We start from the raw sequence: 24,919 nt of genomic DNA on the forward strand, positions 1-24,919 counted from the left end.
CCTTCGTCTCGTCCCTGCTCGTCCGTGCCGTGGCCCGGCGCCGTCGTGGCGCCCCGGTCCGCGCGACCGGTCGGCCCCGTCTCCTGGGAGAGGACCCTACGGTGCCGGTGCCCTCCGGAGGCGGACCGGCACGGCCGGACGCGGGCACCCGTGGGGTGGGCGCGTCGACGGCGACCCCGGCCGGTCCGGTCGGCGGGTCCGGTCGGCGGGGCGAATGCGCCGACCGGGCGAGCGGGGCGTTCCCGGAACCCGTCAGGCCGTCGACGAGACGCCGTCGGCCGGTTCGCCGGCGGCACCGGTCGGCCGGCCGTCGGCGTGCCCCTGGCCGACGTGCGGGGTCTTCTCCCAGCTGAACGGGGAGAACGCCAGCTGGTGGACCGCCCGCCAGGCCGCGATCGACCACAGCACCGAGTAGAGCGGGGCGAAGACCGCGGGCCACCCGCTCAGGTCGGCCCGCCGGGCGGCCGCGAAGGTGATGCCGACCCGCGCGACGATCGACACCCCTTGGGCGACCAGCACCGGTGCCAGTAGCCCGGCACCGAACGACGACGGGAACAGGCCCGACACGGCGAGCACGGTGAGGGCGGCCGTCACCGGCAGGACCAGGGCGGTCACCGGGGCGCTCGCGACCACGCCGAGCAGCACGAGCAGCCCCGAGGCGCGGAACCGGCGCAGGGTCCGGAGTGGGCGGCGGGTGTGCACGATCGCCGTCATCAGGAAGCCCTTGAACCACCGGGTGCGCTGGCGGACGAACGGCCCCGGCACGTCGAGGGCCTCCTCCCAGGTCACCGTCTCGATCATCTCGGTGCGGTAGCCGAGCGCCGCGCAGCGCATGCCGAGGTCGGCGTCCTCGGTGACGTTCCAGGCGTCCCAGCCGCCGAGCGTGCGGAGGGTGTCGGTGCGGAAGTGGTTGCTGGTGCCGCCGAGGGGGATCGGCATGCCGAGCCGCACCAGCCCGGGCATCGAGAACCGGAAACGCAGGGCGTACTCCATGGCGAACTGCCGGGTCAGCCAGTTCACCTCGGCGTTGTGGAAGAGCAGTTGTGCCTGGACGCAGGCCAGCCGGTCGTCGGCCGAGGCGAACCGGGCGGCGACGCGGCGCAGTTGGAGGGGGTCCGGCCGGTCCTCGGCATCGAAGATCACCAGAAGCTCGCCGCGGGCCAGCATCAGCCCCAGGTTCACGGCCCGGGGCTTCGTCTGCGGAGGACCGGGCGGCAGGCGCACGATCCGGACGAAGGCGGGCGGATCGGCGGCGAGCACCGCCCGGATAGTGTCGGGGTCGTGCCGTTCCACCAGGACGAGCACCTCCAGCCGGTCCGGCGGGTAGTCCAGCGCGGCCAGGTGCCGGACCAGGGCGCCGATCACCCCGGCCTCCCGGTAGGCGGGCACCACCACGGTGTAGAACGGGAGGTCCGCGTCCGCGAGCGGCGGTTCCTCCGGGGTCCCGCGGCGTCCGCCGCTCAGCAGCCCGGCCACCGCGACCACCGCGTGCAGCAGGCTGTAGGCCGTCGCCAGTGTCGTCAGCAGCAGGAGCGCGACCATGGGCGCGACCACCGCCGCCGCCAGGGCGCAGACCGCCCCGGCCGCGAGCGCCACCAGCTGCCAGCGGGCGAATCCGGACCTCGCCGCGAACTCCGGATGCCGGCGGGCGAACCCGTTGGCCATCTCGTCGGCCACCTCCGCCGACCGCTCCTCCAGGACCCGGTCCTGCGCCTCGGCCCCACCGCGTGCCAGTGCCTCGACCACGTCCACTTCGACGAACCCCGCCATGCCTCCCCCTCCTCGTCCCACCGGTGACCACCGGTTCGATGATCATCGGAAGTATCCCGTGTCCGCGGACCGGCGCCGGACCGGCGTCAGGGGCGGACGCCGCCGGCTACGACGTCTCCTGATTCCCCGTCAGGATCTGCCTGGGCCGCTCACCTCTATTGACCCGGATCACCGGCGCCTTTCGGTCGCGCAATCATTTTCGGCCGTAATCGAATCCTTGACGGTTCGCGCCGCATTCGACCCCCCTATCCTCGTGCCCGATCGCAGCTCCGTCGGAGCCAGGCGATACACGCACGGAATTCCCGCCCAAACCGCCCACGATGGGGGAATCCTCATGCCGATGCCCAAAGCCGCCCGCTTTCTTGCCGCCGCCGGTGTCGCGGCGCTGCTCCCGCTCTCCTTCGCGTCCAACGCGCACGCGGCCACGTACCTGCAAACCGTTGCGCTCGAGAACGTCACCACGGGGAAGTGCGCCGACCTGCCGGGCTACGGCTGGAACCCGCTCGACACCCGGGTCGGCCAGTACAACTGCAGCTACGGCGTGTACGACAACCAGATGTGGAACCTGGAGCAGACCCGCACCGTCGACGGGCGGCCCCTGTACCGGTTCGCCAACGCCAAGAGCGGCTACTGCCTCGACCTGCCCGACTACGGCGCCGCCCCGGCCGGCGCCCCCGTGTCCGTCTACACCTGCAACTCCGACCCCGCGAACGACAACCAGGAGTGGTACCTCGTCGACGTGGTCGGCAACGGGGGCTACGAGATCGTCAACTACCGGAACGGCCTCTGCCTGGACGTGGCCGGCTGGGCCGGCGACGGAAGCGACCGGGCCAACGACCTGCCCCTGACCGTCTACCCCTGCTACGACAGTTCGTGGCACGGCGGCGTCTACGACGGCTACGACGACCACATCTGGCGTTTCGCCGGCTGATCCCGCGCCAACCCGTCGACCCCGCACGCTCCTTGCGAAGCGTGCGGGGTCGGCACCACGCGTTCGCGCAGCGGCGTCCCGGTCGAGGGGGAGCGGCGCTGACAAGTCGATCACAGCTATGGACCCCACCGGAGACGGCAAAGTACGGTGGGCGCGTCGCCGGAGGCCCGCCCCGAAACGCCTTCGAGCCGACCTTTCCCGGGCTGCCCGACCGCACACGGCAGCAGCCCGCACGCAGCATCGGCAATGACAACCGACCAGCGCTCAAAAGGCGTTTGCACCGAAAACCCGACGGACGTGGCTCCGGTGCAGTGGCACGTTCATGAGGGGGATCGACAATGACGTCGGCGAGCATGTCCGAACCCGGCCGGGTTCATCGGGCTTTCGAGGAACAGGCGAGACGGACCCCGGACCACATCGCCGTGGTGGCGCAGTCGGTCCGGACCACGTACTCGGAGCTCGACCGCAGGGCCGCCGCCGTGGCCCGCGAGTTGCGCCGCCTGGGCGTCGGGCGGGGTTCGCTGGTGGGGGTCTGCCTGGACCGCGACGAGTGGCTGATCCCGGCGCTGCTGGGGGTCTGGAAGGCCGGTGCGGCCTACGTGCCGCTGGATCCGGCCCACCCGGCGGACCGCCTGGAGTTCATCGCCACGGACGCCGGGATCTCCCACCTGGTCTCCTCGTCGGCCGTCCTCGGGCGCCACGGGGACGGCCGCCGGGCTGCCGGCGTCGACCTGCTGCTCGTCGAGACGGTGGTCCCGGGCGCCGACGACCGCGCCGCCCTCGACATGTCCGGCGAGCCGACGGACGCCGCGTACGTGATGTACACCTCGGGCTCGACCGGCCGGCCCAAGGGCGTGGTGGTCGAGCACCGCAACGTGACGGCCCTGCTGCGGTGGGAGTCGTCCGTGTACTCGGCCGGCGAACTCCGCGGGATGCTGGCCGCGACGTCCGTCTGTTTCGACCCGTCGGTGACCCAGTTGTTCCTCCCGCTGCTCGGCGGCGGGACGGTGATCCTGGCCGAGAACCTGCTCGCGCTGCCTGCCCTGCCCGCGCGGGACCAGGTCACGATGGTCTACGGGACGCCGTCCGTACTGGCCGCGCTCGTGCGTGAGCCGCTGCCGCCGGGCGTGCGCACCGTCCGCGCGGGCGGGGAACCGCTCACCCGGGCCCTGGCGGACCGGATCTACGCCAACGCCGGCGTACGACGGGTCGTCCAGAGCTACGGCCCGACCGAATGCACCGTCAGCTGCGTGACCCACGAGGTGCCCAGGGCCGGGCGGGAGGAGCCGCCGATCGGGTCGCCCTACGCGCAGAGCGGCCTCTCGATACGTGACGGCGCCGGGAACCCGCTCGGCGACGGCGAGGTCGGCGAACTCTGGGTGTCCGGTCCGCTGGTCAGCAGGGGCTATCTGGCCCGGCCGGAGCTGACGGCCGAACGGTTCGTCACGGATGCGGCCGGAGTCCGGCACTACCGGACCGGCGACCTGGTCAGGCGGGCGGACGGGCTCCACCACTTCGCCGGGCGGGTCGACGACCAGGTGAAGGTCCGCGGCTTCCGGATCGAGCCGGGCGAGGTCCAGGCGACGCTCGCGGGGCACCCGGCCGTCCAGCACGCCGTGGTGCTGGCGCCGGCCGACGCGGACGGCACCCGGCAGCTGTTGGCCTACGCGGAGTCGGCCGACCGGACGCTCACCGAGGCGCGGCTGCGTGCCTGGCTCCGGGACAGGCTGCCGGACCACCTGGTGCCGTCCCGGATCGCCGTCCTCGACCGCCTGCCCGTCGGTCCGACCGGCAAGGCCGATCGCGCCGCACTGGCCGCGGTGGAGTTCGGCCGCGGGGTCGACACCGAGTACGTGGCCCCGCGCACCGACACCGAGCAGCGGATCACGGAGGTCGTCGCCGGTGCCCTCGGTCTGGCGGATGTCGGCATCCACGACGACTTCGGCGCGCTCGGCGGCCACTCCCTGGCGGCCGCTCGCGTCTGTGCCGTCCTGGGCCGCGACTTCGGAACGACCGTCCCGCTGGCGGGCTTCCTCGCCGCGCCCACCGTCGCCGGACTCGCCTCGCTGCTGCGAGCCCGGTCGGCCGACGGCTCGGGCACCGGGCCGGAGCCCGCGCTGGTCCGTCACACAGGGCGGGACACGTACCCGCTGACGTCCGCGCAGCAGGGGATGTGGCTGCTGCGGCAGGTCAGTTCCGCCGAGCGCGCCACGACCATCGCCTTCCGACTGGGCCTGCGCGGACTGCCGGGCACGGCGCGGCTACGGGCCGCGTTGGACGCGGTGGTCGAGCGGCACGAGGTGCTGCGCAGCGTCGTGCCGGCCGGCGTCGTGGCGGACGCCGCGGGCCGGGGAGTGGACGCCGCGGGTCAGGCAGTGGACGACGCACCGGTCGCGCTGGTCCGCCCGCCGGCCCCGGTGCCGTTCGAGGAGCACGATCTCAGGGGAGCGCCCGAGGCGGAGCGGGCGAGCAGGGCGGCCGAGCTGACTCGCGCGGCCGCGGGCCACGCGTTCGACCTCGCCACCGAGACACCGCTCCTCAGGGCCACCCTGCTCCGGCTCGACGACGACACCGCCGAACTGGTCGTCGTGACCGACCACGTGGCGTTCGACGGCTGGTCGATCGGCGTCCTGATGTCGGAGCTGGTCGGCATCCCGGGTGGTGGGGAGGACCACGGGTCGGGCAGCGGCCCGGACATCACGCCGCCGCCCGTACAGGTCGGCGACATCGCGCTGCACGAACGCGCGCTGGCCGCCGGGCCCGACCGGGTCGAGGAGTTGCGGGCCTTCTGGGCCCGGGAGCTGGCGGACGCCGTCCCGCCGCACGACCTCCTCTCCGCCGGGCCCGCCGGGCGCGCCGAGCCCGCCGGCCCCGGTCGACTGGTCGGCGAACGGCTGGCCCGTCCCCTCGACGCCGAGACGGCGGCGATGCTGCGCGAGCTCGCGGCCGACTGCGGAGCCACTCCGTTCTCGACCTTCCTGACCGCGCTCGGTGTGCTGGTCGCCGGCCTCACCGGCCGGTCCGACGTCGTCCTGGGCGCAGCCGTGGCGCACCGGGCGCACCCCGAGCTGGAGGCGGTCGTCGGGCCACTGGTCGGCATCATGCCGATCAGGCTGAGGCTGGCGGAGGGACTGTCCTTCCGGAGCGCCGTCGGCCGTGCCTCCGCCACGACCGCCCGCGTCATGGACCATCCGGGGTTCACCGTGCAGGACGCCTTCGAGGCGGCCGGCGTCGAACACCCCCGGGGAACGATCGGCACCCCGGTCGTGCTGTCGCTCCAGCCGGCCGGCCTCCCGGTGGCGGTGGAGCGCGACGGCGTCCGGCTGGAGCTGCTCGGCGAGGTGAGCAGCGGCGGAACGCAGGCGGCGCTGACCGTGTTCGTCAACGAGACGGTGCGGGGGCCCGAGCTCCAGATCGAGTACGACGTGGACCGGTTCGGCCCGGCCGACGCCGAGGCGTTCGCCGACCGGCTGCTCCGGGTCCTGCGCGCCGCGGCGGCCGATCCGGACCTTCCGCTGTCGGCCCTGGAGTTGGTGAGCGGAGCGGAGAAGGCCGCTCTGCTCGCCGCCGGCACCGGAGTCCCGCTGCCGGTCGACGGTCCGCGGACGGTGGTGGCGGCCGTTCTCGACCAGGCCGCCCGGCGGCCGACCTCGGTGGCCGCCTCCGACTCGGCCGGCGAACTCACCTACGCGGAACTGGCCGAACGGTCCCGGCGAGTGGCCGCGGCCCTGCTCGCGAGGAGAGCGGCCGAGCCCGCGGCAGGACCGGCGGCGGCATTCACCGTGGGGGTCTGCCTTCCCCGCGACCGGTACCTGCCCGCCGCCCTGCTCGGCGTCCTGCGAGCCGGTGCGGCCTACGTTCCCCTGGAACCGGACCAGCCCACCGAACGGCTGCGCGGCCAACTCGCCGACTCCGGGGCGACCGTCGTCGTCGCCGCCGAGGAGACCCTCGCGCTGGCCGGCGAGCTCGGCGAATCGGTCGGCGTCGGCGTCCTCGACCTGGGCGGCCTGCCCGACCCCGGACCCACGAGGCTGCCCGAGGCGGCGCCCGAGGATCTGGCGTACGTGCTGTACACCTCCGGTTCGACCGGCCGGCCCAAGGGTGTGGAGGTCACTCACGCGAGCCTGGCGGCCTTCGTGGCCGCGATGCGGATCAGGCCGGGCGTCCGGCCCGACGACGTGATGCTGGGTCTCACGTCACCGGCCTTCGACGTGTTCGGGTTCGAACTCTGGGTCAGCCTGGCCTGCGGACTCCGGCTGGCGGTGCTGGACCGCAAGGCCGCGGTCGACGGGTATGCCGTCGCGCGGTTCATCGACCGGGCCGGGGTGACGTTGATGACCGCCACGCCGACCACGCTCCGGATGCTGGTCGCCGCCGAGTGGTCGGCCCCAGGGGTGCGCGTCGTCAGCATCGGCGAGCCGATGGACCCCGGGCTGGCGCGCGAACTCCTGGCGCGGACAGGCGAATTGTGGAACGCCTACGGGCCCACCGAGAGCACGGTCTACTCGACCGTGGCGCGGGTGGAGACTCCCGTCGGCGAGGCGGTGCCGATCGGCCGCCCGTTGGCCGGGGAGACGGCCTACGTGCTGGACGCCATGGGCCGGCTGGTGCCGCCGGGAGTCACCGGAGAGCTGTGGATCGGCGGTGCGGGCGTCGCCCGGGGCTACCGGAACCGGCCCGAGGCGACCGCGGCGGCGTTCACCGCGGATCCGTTCGCGCCGGGCGGACGGCGCTACCGGACCGGTGATCTGGCCCGCTGGCGGCCATGGGGATCCCCCCGGCCGGTGGGGGCACCTCCCGGCCTCCCCCAGCCTTCGGCCGGGGGGACCCCCATGGCCGGGGGCGCGGGCGGAGGCACCCTCGAATTCCTGGGCCGCCGCGACCAGCAGGTGAAGCTGCGCGGCCACCGGATCGAACTCGGCGAGATCGAGACCGCCCTGCGCGCGGAGCCGGCGGTCGTGGACGCGGCCGTCGTGGTCCTCGGCGACGGAGCCGACGCCCGCCTGGTCGGCTACCTCGCGGTGGACCCCTCGGCGGCGACCGCGGACGCCTTCGGCACGCCCGCGGTGGAGGAGCGCCTGCACACCCGTCTCCCGGACCACATGGTGCCCCGGCGGTGGGTCGTGCTCGACGCCCTGCCCCTGACGGCCTCGGGCAAGGTGAACCGGGGCGCCCTCCCGGCGCCCGGTCGCGAAACCGGCCGCGAACAGGTCGCCCCGCGCACCGATGCCGAGCTGCTGGTGGCCGAGGTGTGGGAGACCGTCCTCGGGGCCACCGAAGTCGGTGCGCACGACGACTTCTTCGCGATCGGCGGGCATTCGCTGGCGGCCACCCGGGTCGCGGGCCGGCTGATGGCGGCGCTGGACTTCGCGCTGCCGGTGCGGCTGCTGTTCGAGCACCCGGTCCTGGCCGACTTCGCCGCCGCGCTGGAGGCCCTGCTGCTGGCCGACCTCGCCGGATCGGCGGACCTCGACGACGCGGCCGACCCGGCCGACGTCGCCGAATGGGCCGACCCGGCCGAACCTGCCCGCCCGGCCTCCGGCACCGGTGGCGGTGCCGCATGACCGAGGTGTCCGCCGAGCGGCGGGACCCCCGGCTCACCAACGCGCTGCGTGCCCGGCTCGCCTCGGCCCGCCGCACCGCGGTCCGCGGCACCCCGGCGATACCCGCCCGCCCGGACGCGGGCGCCCCGGCCCCGCTGTCGGCCGCACAGACCCGGCTGTGGTTCCTCACCCAGCTGGATCCGGAGAGCACCGCGTACCACATCCCGGTCGCCCTGCACCTGCACGGCCCCCTGGACCGTGCGGCGCTGCTGGGGGCGGTGCGGGATCTCGCCGAGCGGCACCAGGTCCTTCGGAGCCTGATCGTCGAGACCGACGGCGAGCCGGTGGCAGTGGCAGGCCCGGCGGACGCGGTACCGCTGGCCGAGGCCGATCTGACCGGGCCGGGCGAGCTGGAGTCGCTGGACCGCCGCCTGACCGAGGACCTGCGCCGGCCGTTCGACCTGGCGGTGGAACCGCCCCTGCGGGCGGTGCTGCTCCGGCTCGGCACCGACGAGCACGTCCTGGCACTGACGGTCCACCACATCGCCTTCGACGCCTGGTCGAGGACGGTGGCGGTGGCGGAACTGGCGGCACTCTACTCGGCGCGGCTCGGGCTGGCCGAGTCTCCCGCACCGCCACCGGTCCAGTACGCGGACTACGCGCACTGGCTCTCCCGGCGGCCGGAGGACGGGGACCGCGCGGAGACCGACCTGGCCTGGTGGGTCCATGCGCTGTCCGGTCTGGAGCCGGTCCTGGACCTGCCCACCGACCTGCCCCGCCCACCGATCGCGGAACGCACGGGCGCGGAAGTGCCGGTGATCCTTCCGGCCGCCCTGACCGCCAAGGTGCGCGGGCGGGCCGCCGAAACCGGCTGCACGCCGTTCATGGTGCTCCTCGCGGTCTGGCAGGAGCTGCTGGCCCGGCTGTCGGGCGTCGACGACGTGCCGGTCGGCGTGCCCGAGGCGGGACGACGGCACCCCGACACCGAGCACACCATCGGCTTCTTCATCAACACCCTGACCATGCGGACCGACCTGTCCGGCGGGCCGAGCGGCCGGGAGCTGCTGACCCGGGTGCGCGACGCGGCCCTGGAGGCCTTCGCCCGCACCGAGGTCCCGTTCGAGCGGATCGTGGACCGGCTGCGCCCGGCTCGCGACCTCTCCACCACGCCGATCTTCCAGGTCCTCCTCAACGTGATCGACACCCCGACGGCGGCGCCGCGCTTCCCGGGCCTGACGGCGAGGGTCTTCGCACCGCCGGCGACGACGGCCAAGTACGAACTGAACCTGGCGTTCGCGGCCACCTCCTCGAACGGCACCGGCGACACCTACGAGGGGTCGCTGATCTACCGCACCGACCTCTTCGAGCGGCACACCGCGCAGCGGATCACCGAGTGGTACGCGGTCCTGCTGGACGGTGTGCTGTCCGACCTCGACCGCCCCGTGCGCGAGGTGGCCGTGGAACCGGTGGACGGACCGCTGCTGTCCGGGCCGCGCCGGCAGTTCGACCTGGAGCAGCCGCTGCACGGTCTGGTCGAGCGCTGGGCGGCCGAACGGCCCGACGTGACGGCAGTCGTGGGCCCCGACGGCGAACTCACCTACGGACAGCTGGACCGGCGGGTGAACCGGCTCGCGCACCGGCTGCTCGCGGCCGGAGTCGGACCGGGGGAACCGGTCGCCGTCCTGGCCGACCGCCGGACACCGCTCGTGGTCGCCCTGCTCGCCACGTTCAAAGCCGGCGCGATCTACCTGCCGCTCGACCCCGCGTACCCGGACGACCGGCTGGCCGACATCCTGTCGACGGCGGGTGCGCGGGTCGTCCTCGCGGAACGGGAGTTCGCGCGGCGCCTCCCGGGGCGCGGCGCGGACCTCGCGGGCACCCCCGCGGAGCTGCTGCTCCTCGACGGTCCGCCCGCCCCGGAAACGCCACACGACCAGCCCGGAGGAGCACCCGGCGTGGCCGTCGATCCGACCGCGCCGGCCTACCTGGTCTTCACCTCGGGCTCGACCGGCCGCCCCAAGGGCGTCACCGTCGAGCACCGGCAGATCGTGCACTACCTGCACGCGGTGACGGAGCGACTGACCGGCTGCGGTGTCGAGGGGGGCGCGTTCGCCCTGGTGTCGACCCACGCGGCGGACCTCGGCATGACCAACCTCTTCGGCGCGCTGGCCACCGGCGGCACGGTGCACCTGGTGGACCGCGAGGTGGCCACCGACCCGCAGGCGTACGGGGAGTACCTGGAGGCGCACCCGGTCGACGCGGTCAAGATGGTGCCGAGCCACCTCGAACTGCTCGCCGCCCACGGGGACCTCGGCCGCGTGCTGCCCCGCAAGCTGCTCATCCTCGCGGGAGAGGCCTGCTCCTGGGACCTGGTGGCCAGGATCCGGACCGCGCGGCCCGAGCTGTCCGTGCAGGTGCACTACGGCCCCACCGAGACCACGGTGTCCGTGCTCGGCTGCGCCGTGGAGGAGACCCCGCCGGCCCGGCGTTCGGGGACGGTTCCGATCGGCCGGCCACTGGCCGACGTGGACTGCTACGTGGTCGACCCCGGCGGCCGGCCGCTGCCCGCCGGGGTGCCCGGCGAGCTGTGGATCGGCGGGCCGAGCGTGGCGCGCGGGTACTTCGGCCGCCCCGACCTCACCGACGAGCGCTTCGTCCCCGACCCGGTGACCGGCACCGCGCGGTGCTACCGCTCCGGGGACCGGGTCCGGCTGACCACGACCGGACTGTTCGAGTTCCTCGGCCGGATCGACGACCAGGTCAAGATCCGCGGCTTCCGGGTGGAACCGGGCGAGGTGGCCGCCGCGCTGCGCGACCTGCCCGAGATCGCCGAAGCGGTGGTGCTGCCGGTCGGCGAGGCCCGTGCCAGGCGGCTCGCCGCCTGGGTGACCCCCGCGGCGCCGGCGACCGGCGTGGACGTCGCGCGCGTGCGCACGGCGTTGCGCGAGCGACTGCCCGACTACATGGTGCCCTCGGCGATCGTCGTGCTCCCCGCGCTGCCGCTCAACCCCAACGGAAAGGTGGACAGATCGGCCCTGCCCGCCCCCGAGCCGGCGGCGAGTACCGAGCACATCGCCCCGAGCACGCCGACCGAGCTGCGCGTCGCACAGGCCTGGGCACAGGTCCTCGACCTGGACGCCCCCGACGGCATCGGCGTCGACGACGACTTCTTCGCCCTGGGCGGGGACTCCTTCCGGGCCGTGCGCGCCGTCCGGGCGATCGACCCGACGCTACGGGTGATCGACCTGTTCACCCGGCCGACCGTGCGCGAGCTGGCCGCGTTCCTCGACGCGGCACAGGCGGACGGGCCCGGCGGTGAGCGCCGCCTGCTGCACCGGCTGGCGGGTCCCCCGCCCGGCCGGCTCCCGACCGTCACCGTGGTGTGCCTCCCCTACGGCGGCGGTTCGGCCGCCGCCTACGGTCCGCTCGCCACGGAACTGGCCAAGGCGATCCCCGGCGCGGCCGTGCTGGCGGTGGAACCGCCGGGACACGACCCGGCGAGGCCGGACGAGCCGCTGCTCCCGCTCACCGCGCTGATCGACCGGGTCGTCGCCGAGCTGGCCGAGGCGGCCCGCCCGGCCCCGGGGACGGGCGGCCGGGTCGGCCCGGTGGCGGTGTACGGCCACTGCGTCGGCTCGGCCGCGGCCACCGAACTGGCGCTGCGTCTGGAAGCCGAAGGCGTCCCGGTGACGGGCCTGCTGGTCGGCGGGAGCTTTCCCGGCGCGCGGCTGCCGGGGCGTCTGTCGACCTGGCTGCGCAGCAGGTTCCCGGCCACCCGCTGGACGTCGGACCGGGCCTACCGGGACTTCCTGCGCACCCTCGGCGGCATGGACGACGACGGCGACGGCGACGGGGAAGCGGCCGAAGCGGCACAGCGGACCATGCTGCGCGCCCTGCGGCACGACGTGGACCAGGCGCAGGGCTGGTTCACCCGTGAACTGACCAGGGCGGACGCCCGCAGGCTACGGGCCCCGGTGCTCTGCGTGATCGGCGAACGCGACCGGTCCACCGAGCTCTACGAGGAGCGGTTCACGGAGTGGGGAGCCTTCGCCGACCGGGTGGAGCTGGCCACCCTCCCCAGAGCGGGCCACTACTTCCTCAAGCACCAGGCCGCCCAGCTCGCCGCGCTGATCGGCGAGCGGCTCGGTGCCTGGGCCGGCGGCCTGCTGCCCGAGCGGATCGCCGACGTCACGGTCGTCGGCCGGACGGCGCGACACGACCTCAGGAAGTTCTACGTCGTCGCCGCGGGCCAGACCGTCTCGCTGATCGGCAGCGCGCTGACCTCGTTCGCCCTCGGCGTCTGGGCCTACCAGCGCAGCGGGCGGGTCCTCGACTACGCGCTGATCAGCATGCTCGCCATGCTCCCGGCGATCGTCGCGGCGCCGCTGGGCGGCGCGGTGGCGGACCGGATCGACCGCCGCCGGGTCATGCTCACCTGCGACGCCGTCTCCGCGACCGCCACGGTGTCCCTGGTGGCCGCGCTGTGGAGCGGCAGCCTGGCGCTCTGGCAGGTCGGCCTGATCGTGGGCGTCATGTCGCTGGTGACCGCGTTCCGGCGACCGGCCTACCTGGCAGCCGTCGCCCAGCTCGTCCCCAAGCCGTACCTGGTGCAGGCCAACGGGCTGGCCAACCTCGGTGCCGGACTGGGGACGCTGATCGCCCCGCTGGCCGGCGGCGCGCTGATCGGGCTGGTCGGCCTGCCCTGGGTGGTGGCCGTGGACGTCGCGTCGTTCCTCGTCGGCCTGGCCGCGCTGCTGTGGGTGCGCTTCCCCGACCGGCTCTTCCGGCGGCAGAAGGAGTCCTTCGCCCGGACCGTCGTCGGCGGGTGGCGGTTCCTGATCCGGCGGCGTCCGCTGATGATCATGATCGTGTTCTTCATGGTGGAGAACTACCTGGGCACCCTCGCGGTGACGCTGACGGTCCCGAGCGTGCTCTCCTTCAGCGGCACCACGGCGGTGGGCGTGGTCACCGCGGTCGGCGGCGCGGGCGCCGTGGCGGGCAGCCTGATCGTGGCGGTGTGGGGCGGCACCGCGCGGCGGGCGACCGGCATGGTGGGGTTCGTGAGCGGCGTCGGCCTGGGCGTCGTCCTGGTCGGCCTGCGTCCGTCGGTGACGCTGGCGGCCGTCGGAGCACTCGTCTGGTGGGCGTCCATGAGCATCCTCAACGCGCACTGGCTGGCCATCATCCAGCTCAAGGTCGGCCCGGAGCTCCAGGGCCGGGTGCTCGCCACCAACCAGATGCTCGCCGTCGCCATGACCCCGCTGGCCTTCCTCACCGCCCCGCCCCTCGCCGGGTACTTCTCCGGCCTGCTGAACCCGGGAGGGGCGCTGGCAGGCACCGTGGGACGAGCCCTCGGCACCGGGCCGGGCCGCGGCACCGGCCTGCTCCTCGTCACCTGCGGACTGCTGCTGATCGCCTGGGCCGTCCTGGGCCTGCGCCACCGCCCCCTGCGGTACATGGAGGACGAACTGCCGGACGCCGTCGCCGGTGCGGAGATCGCCGAGGACCTCGACGTTGTGCAGGCCGCGGCCGACCGCGCCCTGCCCGGCGGGGCGCGGTGACCGGGTCGGCCGTGACGGCCGGGGTGCCCATCAGGTCGTGAAGGCTTCGCGGAGCGGACCGGTGAAGGCGGGCCCGGAGGATCCCTCCTCGCTGGACGCGCTCGGCCGCGAACCGGGCCCACAGCGGTTCGACCAGGCATGACGGCAGGACAGGCACGAGCCCCCGGTGGTCACAGAGCGTAGAGACCTCCATGATCACCCGGGCTCGTGCCTGATCTTTTCTCCACAGCCGTGGGCGGCGGTGCCGGAAGGCCGTCCGTGACCGAACCGTGTGGCGGCTCGTTGTCGGGACACGAGACTGGATGGCCGGTGACCGAGCGTCCCGCGCGCGACAGGGGCGCGGCTGCGTGCACCGTCCGTCCCGCACGAACAACGTTCCGTCCACCCGGCACGATCGCCTCCGCTCCGCGAGAAATGGGTCGTGGTCGAACCTTCGCGTACGCGCACGCCCGGGTGGCATCAGCCTCCGTGGCACGCGTCATCACCCGCACGGGCGGCGATCGAGGCCGTATGGAGGGGGTCGTCGGCGCTCCGGGCTGTGCCAGAGGCGGCTACGCCGGACGGTCCGCCGCCGGGCGGCATCCGCCGACGAGCTCGGTGCCCAGCGGGGTGATGCTGTGGAGCACGGAGGTGCCCTGGCGGCGGGTGATGACGAGGCCGGCCGCGCGCAGGACGGCGGCGTGCTGGCTGGCCGCGGCGGGGGTGACGCCGAGTCGCCGGCCGAGTTCGCTGGTGGTGGTGCCGGTGGCGATGGCTTCCAGCGCGGCGGCGCGGGTGCGGCCCAGCAGTGAGGGCAGGGCGGTGTCCCCCTCCGTCTGCATCCCCCGGACCGTGGTCCGGAAGGACACCGCGTCGAGTGCGACGGGGAAGGCCAGTTGGAGTGGCTGGTCGCGTGCCGCACAGCTGCGGTGGCTGTCGACGTTGGGCCAGAGGAAGAAGGACGGTGCCAGCAGCAGGCCTTGACCGTCCAGCCGGATCTCGGCGGCGTCGGCGGATGGGATCTCCAGTATGGGGGAGTGCCAGCGGACGGACGGGTGGAGCGTCGCCAGGAGGCCCTCGACCCCCTGTTCGGCCATGATCCTGCGGCGGATGGCGATCTCGCCGTGCACGGCGGCCGAGATGCGCTGCCAGAACGGGGCGACGGCGATGTCGTGGTAGGCTCGGAACGCCATGCTCATCCGGTCGAGTGCCGCGTGGTCGGCCTCGGCCAGGTCATGCATCCATTCCGGTAGTGCGCGTGACGATCCGAGTGCGGCCAGTTCGGCGGCGATCCGCTCGGGTTCCGCGCGGAGCCGGGCGAGACCCTCGTCGAGGGTTCGGGTACCGCGTACCGTGGTGAGGAACTCCGGCCGGCCCATCGGCGCGTCGGGCGGCAGCAGATCGAGCAGCGGGCCCATGATCTCGCGGGAGAACCGGGACCGGACGAGCGCGCGCCACGGTCCGTAGGCGGACGCCTGGTCGCGACGCTGGAGCACACGGACGCTGTTCGCCGTTTCGGCGAGCGGATCCGGAGTGAGCGCGATTCGTACCCGTGAAAGATCATCGGAAGTCAAATGGACCCGCAACACTGGCTCCCCCTGTGCTATCGCCGGTGATTGCCTTCCGGGTCAGCTTCGTCAGGGTGATCGTTCCTGTCCAGTGTTTTGACGAAAGTGCCGTCCGCCGTCCGGAGCCGATCTTCATGGATGTGAATAAATGGCGAGTGCGATGACGGTAAAGGGAGCGTATTGCACAGCTCGGTGCGGTAGACGCTGTTGGCCGTGGTTTGTCCGGTTTGCCTCGAAGGGAACCGGACCGATCGCCGAATCCCCGATTCTCCACGGCTTTTAAGCGTGGATTGAACGTCCTCGACAACCCGGGGCGGCCGGGCGAGGGTAGTGGTGGCTGCCACCGCAGCGATAGGAATCCCGGCCACAGGGGGAGGCTGACATGCGTTACAACTACTGAGATTGACTAATTGATGCGGCCCAGGTCATGCACCTGGGCCGCATGTCAGCATTGCTGCCGCCGGTTCGTGAGGAATGCATGATGCTCGATTATGACCCGCTTTCAGCGGACGTGATTGCCGACCCGTATCCGGTTTACTCCGAACTGCGTTCGGCCGCCCCGGTGTTCTGGAGCGAACGGCTCGGATCGTGGGTACTGACCTCGTACGAAGACTGCCGTGCCGTCATCGGCGACACCGGGACGTTCGCGAGCGACTGGCGTCGCGCGGGCCATGACGAGAGCGGTGCGACGCCGTCCATGCAGTCGCTCGATCCGCCGGAGCACACGCCCGTCCGGAGGCTGTTCACCCTCGCCTATCGCGCACAGGACCTCGACGGCATCGGGATCCGGGCCACCGAGGCCGCGCGCGCCGTCTTCGAACAGCTGGCGGACGCGCCCGGGTTCGACTTCACCGCCCAGGTGGCCAGGCCGGTGGCGCTCCGTGCGGTCTGCGAGCTGCTGGGGGTGGAGCCGCCCCCGGTGGCGAGCTTCGCCGAGCTGTCCGACGCGCTGGTCCGCGGCATGGACGCGGGTCTCGTTCCCGACGTGCTGGAACCGGCACTCGCCGCCCGGGTGGAGATCACCCGGCTGCTCGCCGAGTGGGCCGCCGCGGAGCCGAAGCCCGGCCTGGTCGCGGACGTGCTCGCCGGCGCCCGGAGCGCCGGCGTTCCGGACGACGAGGTCTGGAGCAACGTCCGGGTGCTGTTCCTGGCCGGCTTCAGCACCACCGTGGCCGCGGCCGTGAACGCGGTGCTCGCGCTGCTCCGGCACCCCGAGGCGCTCGGCCGGATGCGCGCGCCCGGCGTGCTGGAGACCGGGGTGGACGAACTCCTGCGCTATGACGGCCCGGTGCAGGGCACCACCCGGGCCTGTGTCACCAGGACGGAGATCGGCGGGGTGACGATCGAGCGCGGTGACCTGGTCATGGCGCTCTTCGGCGCGGCCAACCGCGATCCCGCGCGTTTCGAGGCTCCGGACGAACTCCGGGTGGACCGGACGAAGAACCGGCACCTCTCGCTGGGCTGGGGCCCGCACGCCTGCACCGGCGCGTCGCTCGCCCGCATCGTCATCCGGTCACTGGTGACCGCACTGCTCGACGCGCCGGCCGCCCCCCGGCTCGCCGGCGCCCCCTGGCGGGCTCCCCGGGCGACCCTGCGCTACCCCGACCGGCTGCCGATGACCTTCCTCCCCGTGGAGCATGACGCGTGAGCATCGAGACGAGCGCCTACCACCCGCTGGACCCGGCCGTCCACGCCGACCCGTACCCCGCCTACGCGGCCATGCGCCGCACCGGCGGCCCCTGTTGGAACGAGCGGTTGAACGGCTGGCTGGTCACCTCCTACCGGGACTGCCGGCAGGTGCTGCGGGACCACGAGACCTTTGCCGCCGACTGGCGGCGGGCCGGTGAGAGCATGCCGGACAGCGCGCTCAGCATCCACCATCTCGACCCGCCCGAGCACAGCCTGGTCGCCGGCCTGATCGCGAGCACCCTGCGGCCGCTCAGCTCACCGGAGTTCGCGGCGCGGGTGCGCGTCACCGTCGACGAGCTGCTCGACAGCCTGCCGCCCGGGCCGGTGGACCTGATCGGTTCCTTCACCGTGCCGCTGTCCCGCTGGTTCGTCCCCAGCGCCATGGGACTGCCGGAGTTCGAACCCGAGGTCATGGAACCGATCGCGGCGGCGATCATGCGCGCCATGGACGCCGGGCTGGTGCCCGAGGCCGGCAAGCCGGGAGCGGCCGCGCGCCAGAAGCTGACCGGCATGCTGAAGTCCTGGATCGACGACATGGAGCCCGGCGCCCCGCTGCGGAACCTGCTGGACGACGCCCGCCGGGCCGGCCTGCCCGAGCTGATGACGATCAACTCGCTGCGCACCCTGGTGGTCAACGCCTTCAGCTCCGTCCCCGGGTCGCTGGGCAACTCGCTGTACGCGCTGGCGCGCCACCGCATCCCGCTGAAGGAGCACCTGGGCACGCCGGGAGTGCTCGACGACACGGCCCCCCAGGAGCTTTTCCGCTACGACACCCCGCTGCAGGCGACCACCCGGCTGTGCGTCACCGACACCACGCTGTCCGGCGCCGACATCCGGCGCGGGCAGGACGTCGTGGTGTTCTTCGGCGCGGCCAACCGGGACCCGGAGCGGTTCCCGGAGCCCGACCGGATCGCGCTGGACCGAACTCCCAACGGGCACCTGGCCTTCGGCTATGGTGCGCATGCCTGCGCCGGGTCGATGCTCTCGAAGCTCCTGCTCGGCGAGGTGCTCCAGGCCCTGGCCCGCCGCGGCGCGTCCCTCCGGCTGGCGGACGAGGTCACCCGCCATCCGTACGCCACCATCCGGTCGCTCGCCGCGCTGCCGGTGGAGATCTCCGGCTGAGTGCCGGCCGACAGCCGACCGAGTTCGGCCCGAGTGCAGGCCGAGTTCCGACTGAGGAGAGGGGAGCCGCCCCCGTGAGCAGCACAGGCCGCTACCGCGACGCGCTCGCCGTGGCGGAGTTCCGCGCGATCTTCGCCGCCCATGTGGTCTCGGTCACCGGCATGGTCATCGCGAACTTCGCGCTGACCGTGCTCATCTACGCCAGAACCGGATCGCCGCTGCTGTCGGCACTGGTCTTCACCGTCACCTTCGCCCCGTACCTGGTCGCGGGGACGCTGCTGAACGCGCTGACCGACCGCCTGCCGATCCGCCGGCTGCTGGTCTGGTGCAACCTGGCCTCCGCAGCGCTCACCGCGGTGATGGCCGTCCCCGGGACCCCGGTGGTGATGCTGCTGGCACTCGCGTTCGGGCGCGGCCTGATCGCCCCGGTGATCGCCGGGGCGCGCGCGGCCACCCTTCCCGATGTGGTGCCCGGGCCGGCCTTCGTGCCGGCCCGCAGCCTGCTGCGACTGGTGTCGCAGAGCGCGCTGCTCGGGGGCACGGCGGTGGCCGGCGTGCTGCTCACCGGCGTCTCGGCGACCGGCGTGCTGATCGGGAACGCCGCCTGCTTCGCGGTCTCGGCCGCGCTGCTCAGGTTCGGCACCGTGGAACGCCGCCCCGAGGACACCGCCGAACGCCCGTCCCTGATCCGGGATTCGTTCGGCGGCATGGGCGCGATGTTCCGGGTCCGACCGCTGCGGAGGGTCCTCCTGCTCAGCTGGGCCGTCCCCGCGCTGGGCGTGGCCGCCGAGGCGCTCGCCGTCCCGTACACCGGGAGCGTGCACGCCGGGAGCCTCGGCGCCGGCCTCTTCCTGTCCGCCGTCCCGGCCGGCGCCGTGCTCGGCGAGGTGCTCACCAACACCCTGGCCGACGCGGGCCGGCAGGTCCGGCTGGTCGGCTGGGCCGCCGCCACCGTCTTCGCGCCGATGCTGGTGTTCGTCCTCCACCCGCCGCTGGCCGTCGCCCTGCCACTGCTCGTGGTGAGCGGCCTCGGTTTCGCCCACCACCTCGGCCTGGACCGGCTGCTGATGGACGTCGCCCCGGAGGAACTGCGCGGCCGGGCGCTCAACCTCCAGTCCACCGGCCTGATGTTCTGGCAGGGCCTCGGGTTCGCCGCGGCCGGTGCGGCCGCCCAGTTCCTCGGCGCGGCCCAGGTCATCGCGCTCGCCGGCTGCTGCGGCCTGCTCTGCGTCGCCTGCCTGATCGGGCCCGGACCCGCCCGCCGACCGGAACACCGCACCGACGCCCCCGTCACCGCTGCCTCGGAGTGAAGAGTTGATCGACCACGAGCCCGTCATCCGCCTCGGAGTGAAGAGTTGACCGATCACGAGCCCGTCATCGACCAGGAACGGTGGAAGGCCAGGTTCCGGGCGGCCCGGGTCGGCCTGCCGGAATGGGCCGCGGACGCCCCGGCCCGCAGCTTCCACCGCTCAAACGCCTCGGGAACCTGGGAGATCCACGCCCGGGACGAAAGCACCGGCACGGCCCGGCAGGTGACCCACCGGGCGAACGGAACCCTCACGGCGGCCATCGACCCGGCCGGTGACTGGCTGTGGTGGTTCGCCGACGCCGACGGCGGTGAGTACGGCGTCTGGATGCGCCAGCCGTTCGACGGCGGCGACGACGAACCGGCCGTCCCGGGCCTGGAACCGGCCTACCCGGCGGGTCTGGCCCTGGGATCGAGCGGTCTGGCGGTCGTCGGCGGTACGGTCCGCGGCGGAACCACCATCCACCTCTGCGTCCCCGGGAAGAGCCCGACGGTCCTCTACCGGCACGAGCAGGACGCCTGGGTCGCCGCGCTGTCCCGGGACGAGTCGCTCATCGCGATCGGGCACAGCGAGGCGGGGGACAGCCGGCACCCGGCCGTGCGGGTGCTGCGCCCGGACGGAACCGTGGTGGCCGACCTCGCGGACGGGCCCGGCCTGGGCGTGCGGGCCGGAGCCTTCTCCCCGGCCCCGTCCCCGTCCCCGGGCGAGGCGTTCCTGCTGGTGGAGCACGAGCGGCGCGGCCGCCCCGAACCCCTGCTCTGGGACGTCCTGACCGGCCGGCAGGAGGAGATCGTCCTCGACCTGCCCGGTGAGCTGACCGCCTCCTGGTACCCGGACGGCTCCGCCCTCCTGATCACCCACACCCACCACGCCCGTCACCAGCTCTACCGCTACGACCTCGCGCACAAGGAGCTGACCCGCCTGCCCACCCCGCGTGGCGTCATCGCGGGCGCGGCGGCCCGGCCGGACGGCACCGTGGCGTTCGCCTGGACCGACGCGGCCTCGCCACCGGTCATCCGCTCGACGTCCGGATCGGTGCTCCTCACCCCGCCGGGTCCGACACCGCCCTCCTCCGTCCCCGTGGAGGACCTCTGGGTCGACGGGCCGGGCGGCCCGATCCACGTGCTGATCTCCCGGCCGCCCGGCGGCGGTGAGCAGCCCCACCCCTGCCTCTTCGACGTGCACGGCGGCCCCGCGGGCTGGAACGACGACTCGTACAACCCGCCCGCCGCCGTCTGGGTGGACCAGGGATTCCTGGTCGTGCACCTCAACTTCCGCGGCTCGACCGGCTACGGCTCGCAGTGGCGCGACGCGATCGAGGGCCGCCCCGGACTGACCGAGCTCGAGGACGTCCACGCGGTGCGCGACCGCCTGGTGGCCGACGGGATCGCCGACCCGGCCCGGATGGTGCTCTCCGGCCGGTCCTGGGGCGGCTACCTCACCCTGCTGGGCCTCGGCCTGCGGCCCGAGGCCTGGACGCTCGGGTTCGCCGACGCGCCGATCGCGGACTACCTCACCGCCTACCGGGACGAGACGGAGATGCTCCGGGCGTACGACCGCTCGCTCTTCGGCGGATCCCCGGACGAGGTGCCCGAGCGGTACCGGCGGTCCTCCCCGCTCAGTTACGCCGAGCGGGTCCGCGCCCCCGTCATGATCCTGGCCGGGGAGAACGATCCCCGCTGCCCGATCCGGCAGATCGACCGGTACGTCGAACGGCTGGGCGAACTGGGCAAGGAGTGCCGGGTGTACCGGTACGACGCCGGTCACGGCTCGCTGGTCGCGGAGGAACGGATCCGGCAGACCATCGAGATGATCGACTTCGTCGGCACGCACATCACCACGTCGTGATGTTCAGGGCAGTTCGCCTCGCCGCTCGTACGTCCACACCGCGAGCTGCGTGCGCGAGGTGAACCCCAACTTGCCCAGGATGCGTTCGACGTGGTTCTCCGCGGTGCGCTGGGCGATCGTGAGGCGGGCCGCGATGTCCTTGTTGGTGAGGCCTTCGGCGACCAGTTCCGCGACCTGGCTCTCGCGCTTCGTCAGTCCCGGCACCCCGGCCGACTCGTCCAGGACGTAGGCCAGTGCCTCGTCCACGGTGGTGCGCGCTCCGCGGCGGAACTCACGGTCGAAGGCGGCGACTCCCAGTGCCTCCCGTACCTCGGCGTCCAGGCGCAGGTGCTGCGTGCGCATGAACGGTGCCGCGCCGAGCCGCCCGCCCAGCGACTCCCACAACAGGTGCAGCACACCCAGGAGCCGGGCCGCGCGCCGCGGGGCGTCCCGGGCGCTCCAGGCGATGACCTCCACGCACATGGCCACGTCCCACCAGTCCTGGAAGGGGCGCAGCCGGGCGATGGCCGCCCCGGCCCGCGCGGTCGCGTCGGCGGGTTCGCCCGCGCGCAGGGCCAGCAGTGCGCGGGCGAGCAGGGCCATCCCGTGCAGCCAGGACTCGCCGTGTGCGAGGGCGGCCGCCTCGACCTCGCCGCACGCCTCGGCGGCCGCGGCGGCCTCGCCCCCGTAGGCGTGCGCGATGGCGAACTTGACCCGGCACTCGAGCGCCGCGTCGAGGCAGCCCAGCTCGCGGAAATCGGTGCGCGCCCGCGCGAACAGCTCGGCGGCGTTCGCGAAGTTCCCGCGCCAGACGGCGAGGATCCCGTGGTGGTGCCGCACCCACGCCGACTCGCGCCGGTGACCCCCGTGCCCGGCCGCTTCCCGCGGACCGGCCAGGTCCCGATGGGCCTCGGGGCTCAGCAGCTCAGGTTGTTGCCCGGTACGGTGCCGAGCAGTTGGGTGAAGCGCTGGTAGGCGTTGATCCGGCTCTGCACCTGTGCGGGGGCATGGTGCCCGGCCCGTTCTGGGTGTTCCAGTACCAGAGCGCGGTCTTCCAGGCGACCGCCGGATCGGTCCGCACCAGGTTGGGGTGGCGCAGCAGGTCGATGCCGAGGGCGTCGCCGGCCGCCTTGTAGCTGAAGTTCCAGCTCAGCTGGATCGGGCCGCGGCCGGGGACGCGGCGCCGGGGCGGCGAGTGGCCCTCCCGTCGGCCGGTCCGACGAGAGGGCCGGGGCGGGCCGGGGTGCGGGCCTTTTTGGCGAGGCCGTAGCCGCCGACCGCGGCGTACACGGTGTCGGCGACGTGACGCGGCGCGGAGTCCGTGGTGGTGGTGACGGGCGGTTCGCTGCCGTTCGGGTCGCGCAGGTTGAGGGTGGTCGAGCCGCCGCCGTCCATGTTGACGGCGTCGACCAGGTTGAGCGCCTTGAGCAGCTGGGCGAGCTCGCTGCGGGTGGCCCCGGCGGCGAGGGGCGCGGGGCCGCCCTTCTGTCCCTCGACGGTGACGAAGAAGAGGTGGCCGAAGCCGTCCGCGCCGCCGGCGGTGCGCCAGGCCCGCGCGGTGTCACCGGGCACCTGGTAGACGACCGTGGCGTCGCGGATCAGGACGTCGCCGACGGGGGTGGCGTACATCGCCGGGTCGATCGGCCGCTCGACGGCGCCGGCCGGGGCGCGGCCGAACCAGGTGTCGGCGACGGTGTCGCCGAAGCGGGTGTCGGTGACCACCGTGTGCAGGCTGACCGGCCTGCCGGCGCAGGCGTTGTCCCAGAGCCAGGCCGCGCCGTCGCCGGTGCCCTCCAGGGCCCGTCCGCCGGGCGGCACGTCGTGGCCGCCGCGCGGGGCGTCGGAGACGATGCCGCCGGCGGTGGCGCCGGGGCGGAAGCAGGCGGTGGCGACGCCCGCCGCGTTGAACAGCACCTCGACGCCCGGGTCGTCGTCCGTGGTGGTGGCGGTCTGCTTGAGCAGGTCGGCGGCCGGCGTCCTCGCCCCGAACTCGGGGGTGAACTCGACGATCTCCGACGGGTCGAAGCAGACGCCGCCGGCGACCGTCACGTCCGTGTTGGCGGGGTCGGTGTTGCGCAGGCAGTGGCCGGCCCGGCCGGGGAGCCGGTTGACGCCGTCGACCTTGCGGCTGACGGTGGCGTCGTCGGAGAGCCGCACGGTGAGCGCGGTGCCGAGCTCGGTGATGTACGGGCGGCCGTTCTGCAGCATCAGCACGGAGTTGGCGGGGCGCAGCCCGACGGCCTTGCCGGTGACGGGGTCGTAGGCGTAGCGGCCTCCGCCGGCCTCGCTGAGCAGCCGCCCGTTCTTCATCGAGGTGCCGCCGAGGTCGCCGAGGTAGATCCGGGCGGTCTGGTCGAGGACCACGCCGTCGTCGAAGTAGCCGCCGTTGACCCCGAGGTAGGGGCGACGGCTGGTCACGCCGGTGGTCTGCTCCAGCATCTCCTGGACGGTCTGCGTGGTGTACATGCCCTGCCCGATCGAGCCGTCGAAGGTGATCGGGGCCCGGTTCGGGTCGATGTCCATGACGTTGACCGTCCACGTGCGGTCGGCGTCCTGGTAGACGGTGCGGGTGATCCCGGGGAAGGGCGTGGTGGCCGCGGCCTGGGCGAGGGTGATGGCGCCCAGGACGATGTCGCCCGGGTTGGTGTCGCCGGTCGCCGCGCCGGCCAGGCCGCTGCCGGGGACGGCGAGGACGGAGGCCGCCAGGCCGAGGGCGGTGGCGGTCCGGATCGCGGCGGCCCGCCGGACGAGGGTGTGCTTCATGAGGGGGCTCCCGGTTCAGCAGAAGTCGGTGGCGGGGCGGCCGTTGGCGGCGACGACCAGACGGTCGGAGCTGAGCGTGCCGGCGTAGGGCGCGGGGACGAAGGTGCTGTCGCCGCTGAGGACGACGAAGGCCCGGTAGGTGGAGCCGTTGGCGGTCCAGGAGCCGGTGAGCCCGTTGTCCGGGTAGAAGCAGGCGTGCTTGGCGGTGTGGTTGAAGACGGAGACCGTGCGGTCGTTCCACTCGGCGCCGTAGTCGCGGACCTCGTCCTCGGTGAGGGAGGTCATCGCGCCGCAGCCGCCCCCTCCTCCGCGAACAGGCAGAGCCGGCCGGTCTCGCAGCGCTCGTAGCCGGTGAAGCAGCCGGCCTTGGACTTGGCGCCCTTGACGGAGGTGACCTTGCCGTCCAGGTGGGTGCCGAGGTCGGCGAGGTCGGCCTGGCCGCCGGGCCGGACGGCCTGGACGGTGCCGCCGTAGGCGCCGTCGGCGTAGAGGCAGGCCCAGTAGGCGGACTGGTTGTCCACCGAGCGGGCCCGGTCGTTCCAGGCGGGGTCGACGCCCTGGACGGGGACCCGGGGGTCGTTGGCGAGCTCGGCGCCCTGGCCGCCGTTCTGGTCGTAGAGGCAGAAGCCGCCGACGGCGCAGTGGCTGGTCCAGCTCGCGGCGGTGGCCCGGGTGCCGGGCAGGAAGGCGATCACGAGCGCCACGAGCAGGATGCCCACGACGGCGCGCGGGAGGTGTTGCCTCACGGCGGAGTTCCCCTTTCGGTGAAGCGGTGGTCGGAACACGGTGGAACGCAGGGCGCGGGGCGGGGGGGAGGGCGGGCATGCCCCCAGGAAGCGCTATCCCCCCCCGGAAGACG

At 73.7% G+C, this 24,919-nt stretch carries 14 protein-coding genes; 7 read left to right on the forward strand and 7 right to left on the reverse strand.

What is annotated here, in order from left to right:
- Positions 1 to 252 precede the first annotated feature (252 nt).
- Positions 253 to 1,770 carry a glycosyltransferase family 2 protein gene (locus tag ACFVGO_RS17890; RefSeq protein ID WP_359897221.1) on the reverse strand — a complete coding sequence of 506 codons (1,518 nt, stop codon included), beginning with the start codon at positions 1,768 to 1,770 and terminating at the stop codon, positions 253 to 255.
- Positions 1,771 to 2,110: 340 nt separating this feature from the next.
- Here ACFVGO_RS17890 and ACFVGO_RS17895 point away from each other — a divergent pair, with 340 nt between their 5' ends.
- From ACFVGO_RS17895 to ACFVGO_RS17905, 3 genes are all read left to right on the forward strand, one after another.
- The gene (locus ACFVGO_RS17895) at positions 2,111 to 2,701 is read left to right on the forward strand and encodes an RICIN domain-containing protein (RefSeq protein WP_359897223.1); all 591 of its coding nucleotides are present in this window, start codon (positions 2,111 to 2,113) and stop codon (positions 2,699 to 2,701) included.
- 353 nt (positions 2,702 to 3,054) lie between these two features.
- Complete coding sequence (locus tag ACFVGO_RS17900; protein ID WP_380632690.1) at positions 3,055 to 8,265, forward strand: amino acid adenylation domain-containing protein; 5,211 nt, start codon at positions 3,055 to 3,057, stop codon at positions 8,263 to 8,265.
- Positions 8,262 to 13,805: an amino acid adenylation domain-containing protein gene (locus tag ACFVGO_RS17905; RefSeq protein ID WP_380632693.1), complete on the forward strand. Its 5,544-nt coding sequence runs from the start codon at positions 8,262 to 8,264 to the stop codon at positions 13,803 to 13,805. The genes ACFVGO_RS17900 and ACFVGO_RS17905 overlap by 4 nt, the downstream gene beginning before the upstream one ends.
- Positions 13,806 to 14,356: 551 nt before the next feature.
- On the opposite strand, the gene ACFVGO_RS17910 is transcribed toward ACFVGO_RS17905, so the two are convergent.
- On the reverse strand, positions 14,357 to 15,280 hold the full coding sequence (locus tag ACFVGO_RS17910; RefSeq protein ID WP_380632696.1) for an ArsR/SmtB family transcription factor: 924 nt from the start codon (positions 15,278 to 15,280) through the stop codon (positions 14,357 to 14,359).
- A gap of 769 nt (positions 15,281 to 16,049) precedes the next feature.
- On the opposite strand from ACFVGO_RS17910, the gene ACFVGO_RS17915 reads away from it, so the two are divergent.
- The 4 genes from ACFVGO_RS17915 (at position 16,050) to ACFVGO_RS17930 (ending at position 21,318) form a co-directional block, all read left to right on the forward strand.
- Positions 16,050 to 17,000 (forward strand): cytochrome P450, encoded by a 951-nt coding sequence (locus ACFVGO_RS17915; RefSeq protein WP_359897231.1) that lies wholly within the window; start codon positions 16,050 to 16,052, stop codon positions 16,998 to 17,000.
- The gene (locus ACFVGO_RS17920; protein WP_359897232.1) at positions 16,997 to 18,163 is read left to right on the forward strand and encodes a cytochrome P450; all 1,167 of its coding nucleotides are present in this window, start codon (positions 16,997 to 16,999) and stop codon (positions 18,161 to 18,163) included. The genes ACFVGO_RS17915 and ACFVGO_RS17920 overlap by 4 nt, the downstream gene beginning before the upstream one ends.
- 74 nt (positions 18,164 to 18,237) lie before the next feature.
- Positions 18,238 to 19,473: an MFS transporter gene (locus ACFVGO_RS17925; protein WP_380632700.1), complete on the forward strand. Its 1,236-nt coding sequence runs from the start codon at positions 18,238 to 18,240 to the stop codon at positions 19,471 to 19,473.
- Positions 19,474 to 19,518: 45 nt separating this feature from the next.
- Positions 19,519 to 21,318, forward strand: a complete 1,800-nt coding sequence (locus tag ACFVGO_RS17930) for a prolyl oligopeptidase family serine peptidase (protein ID WP_380352692.1) — start codon at positions 19,519 to 19,521, stop codon at positions 21,316 to 21,318.
- A 3-nt stretch (positions 21,319 to 21,321) separates the two neighbouring features.
- Here the strand turns inward: ACFVGO_RS17930 and ACFVGO_RS17935 are convergent, their stop codons facing one another.
- The 5 genes from ACFVGO_RS17935 to ACFVGO_RS17955 form a co-directional block, all read right to left on the reverse strand.
- Positions 21,322 to 22,137 carry a response regulator transcription factor gene (locus ACFVGO_RS17935; protein ID WP_380632704.1) on the reverse strand — a complete coding sequence of 272 codons (816 nt, stop codon included), beginning with the start codon at positions 22,135 to 22,137 and terminating at the stop codon, positions 21,322 to 21,324.
- Positions 22,138 to 22,222: 85 nt separating this feature from the next.
- Complete coding sequence (locus ACFVGO_RS17940; RefSeq protein WP_380632749.1) at positions 22,223 to 22,456, reverse strand: glycoside hydrolase family 19 protein; 234 nt, start codon at positions 22,454 to 22,456, stop codon at positions 22,223 to 22,225.
- Positions 22,447 to 24,060 carry a phosphodiester glycosidase family protein gene (locus ACFVGO_RS17945; protein ID WP_380632707.1) on the reverse strand — a complete coding sequence of 538 codons (1,614 nt, stop codon included), beginning with the start codon at positions 24,058 to 24,060 and terminating at the stop codon, positions 22,447 to 22,449. The genes ACFVGO_RS17940 and ACFVGO_RS17945 overlap by 10 nt, the downstream gene beginning before the upstream one ends.
- Before the next feature lie 15 nt (positions 24,061 to 24,075).
- Positions 24,076 to 24,345, reverse strand: coding sequence for a peptidase inhibitor family I36 protein (locus ACFVGO_RS17950; RefSeq protein WP_380632710.1), 270 nt, complete (start codon positions 24,343 to 24,345; stop codon positions 24,076 to 24,078).
- Positions 24,342 to 24,806 carry a peptidase inhibitor family I36 protein gene (locus ACFVGO_RS17955; protein ID WP_380632713.1) on the reverse strand — a complete coding sequence of 155 codons (465 nt, stop codon included), beginning with the start codon at positions 24,804 to 24,806 and terminating at the stop codon, positions 24,342 to 24,344. The genes ACFVGO_RS17950 and ACFVGO_RS17955 overlap by 4 nt, the downstream gene beginning before the upstream one ends.
- Positions 24,807 to 24,919 lie beyond the last annotated feature (113 nt).

Origin of the sequence: Kitasatospora sp. NPDC057738 (genome assembly GCF_042798815.1) — a bacterium.
Lineage (GTDB): Bacteria > Actinomycetota > Actinomycetes > Streptomycetales > Streptomycetaceae > Kitasatospora > Kitasatospora lactacystinica.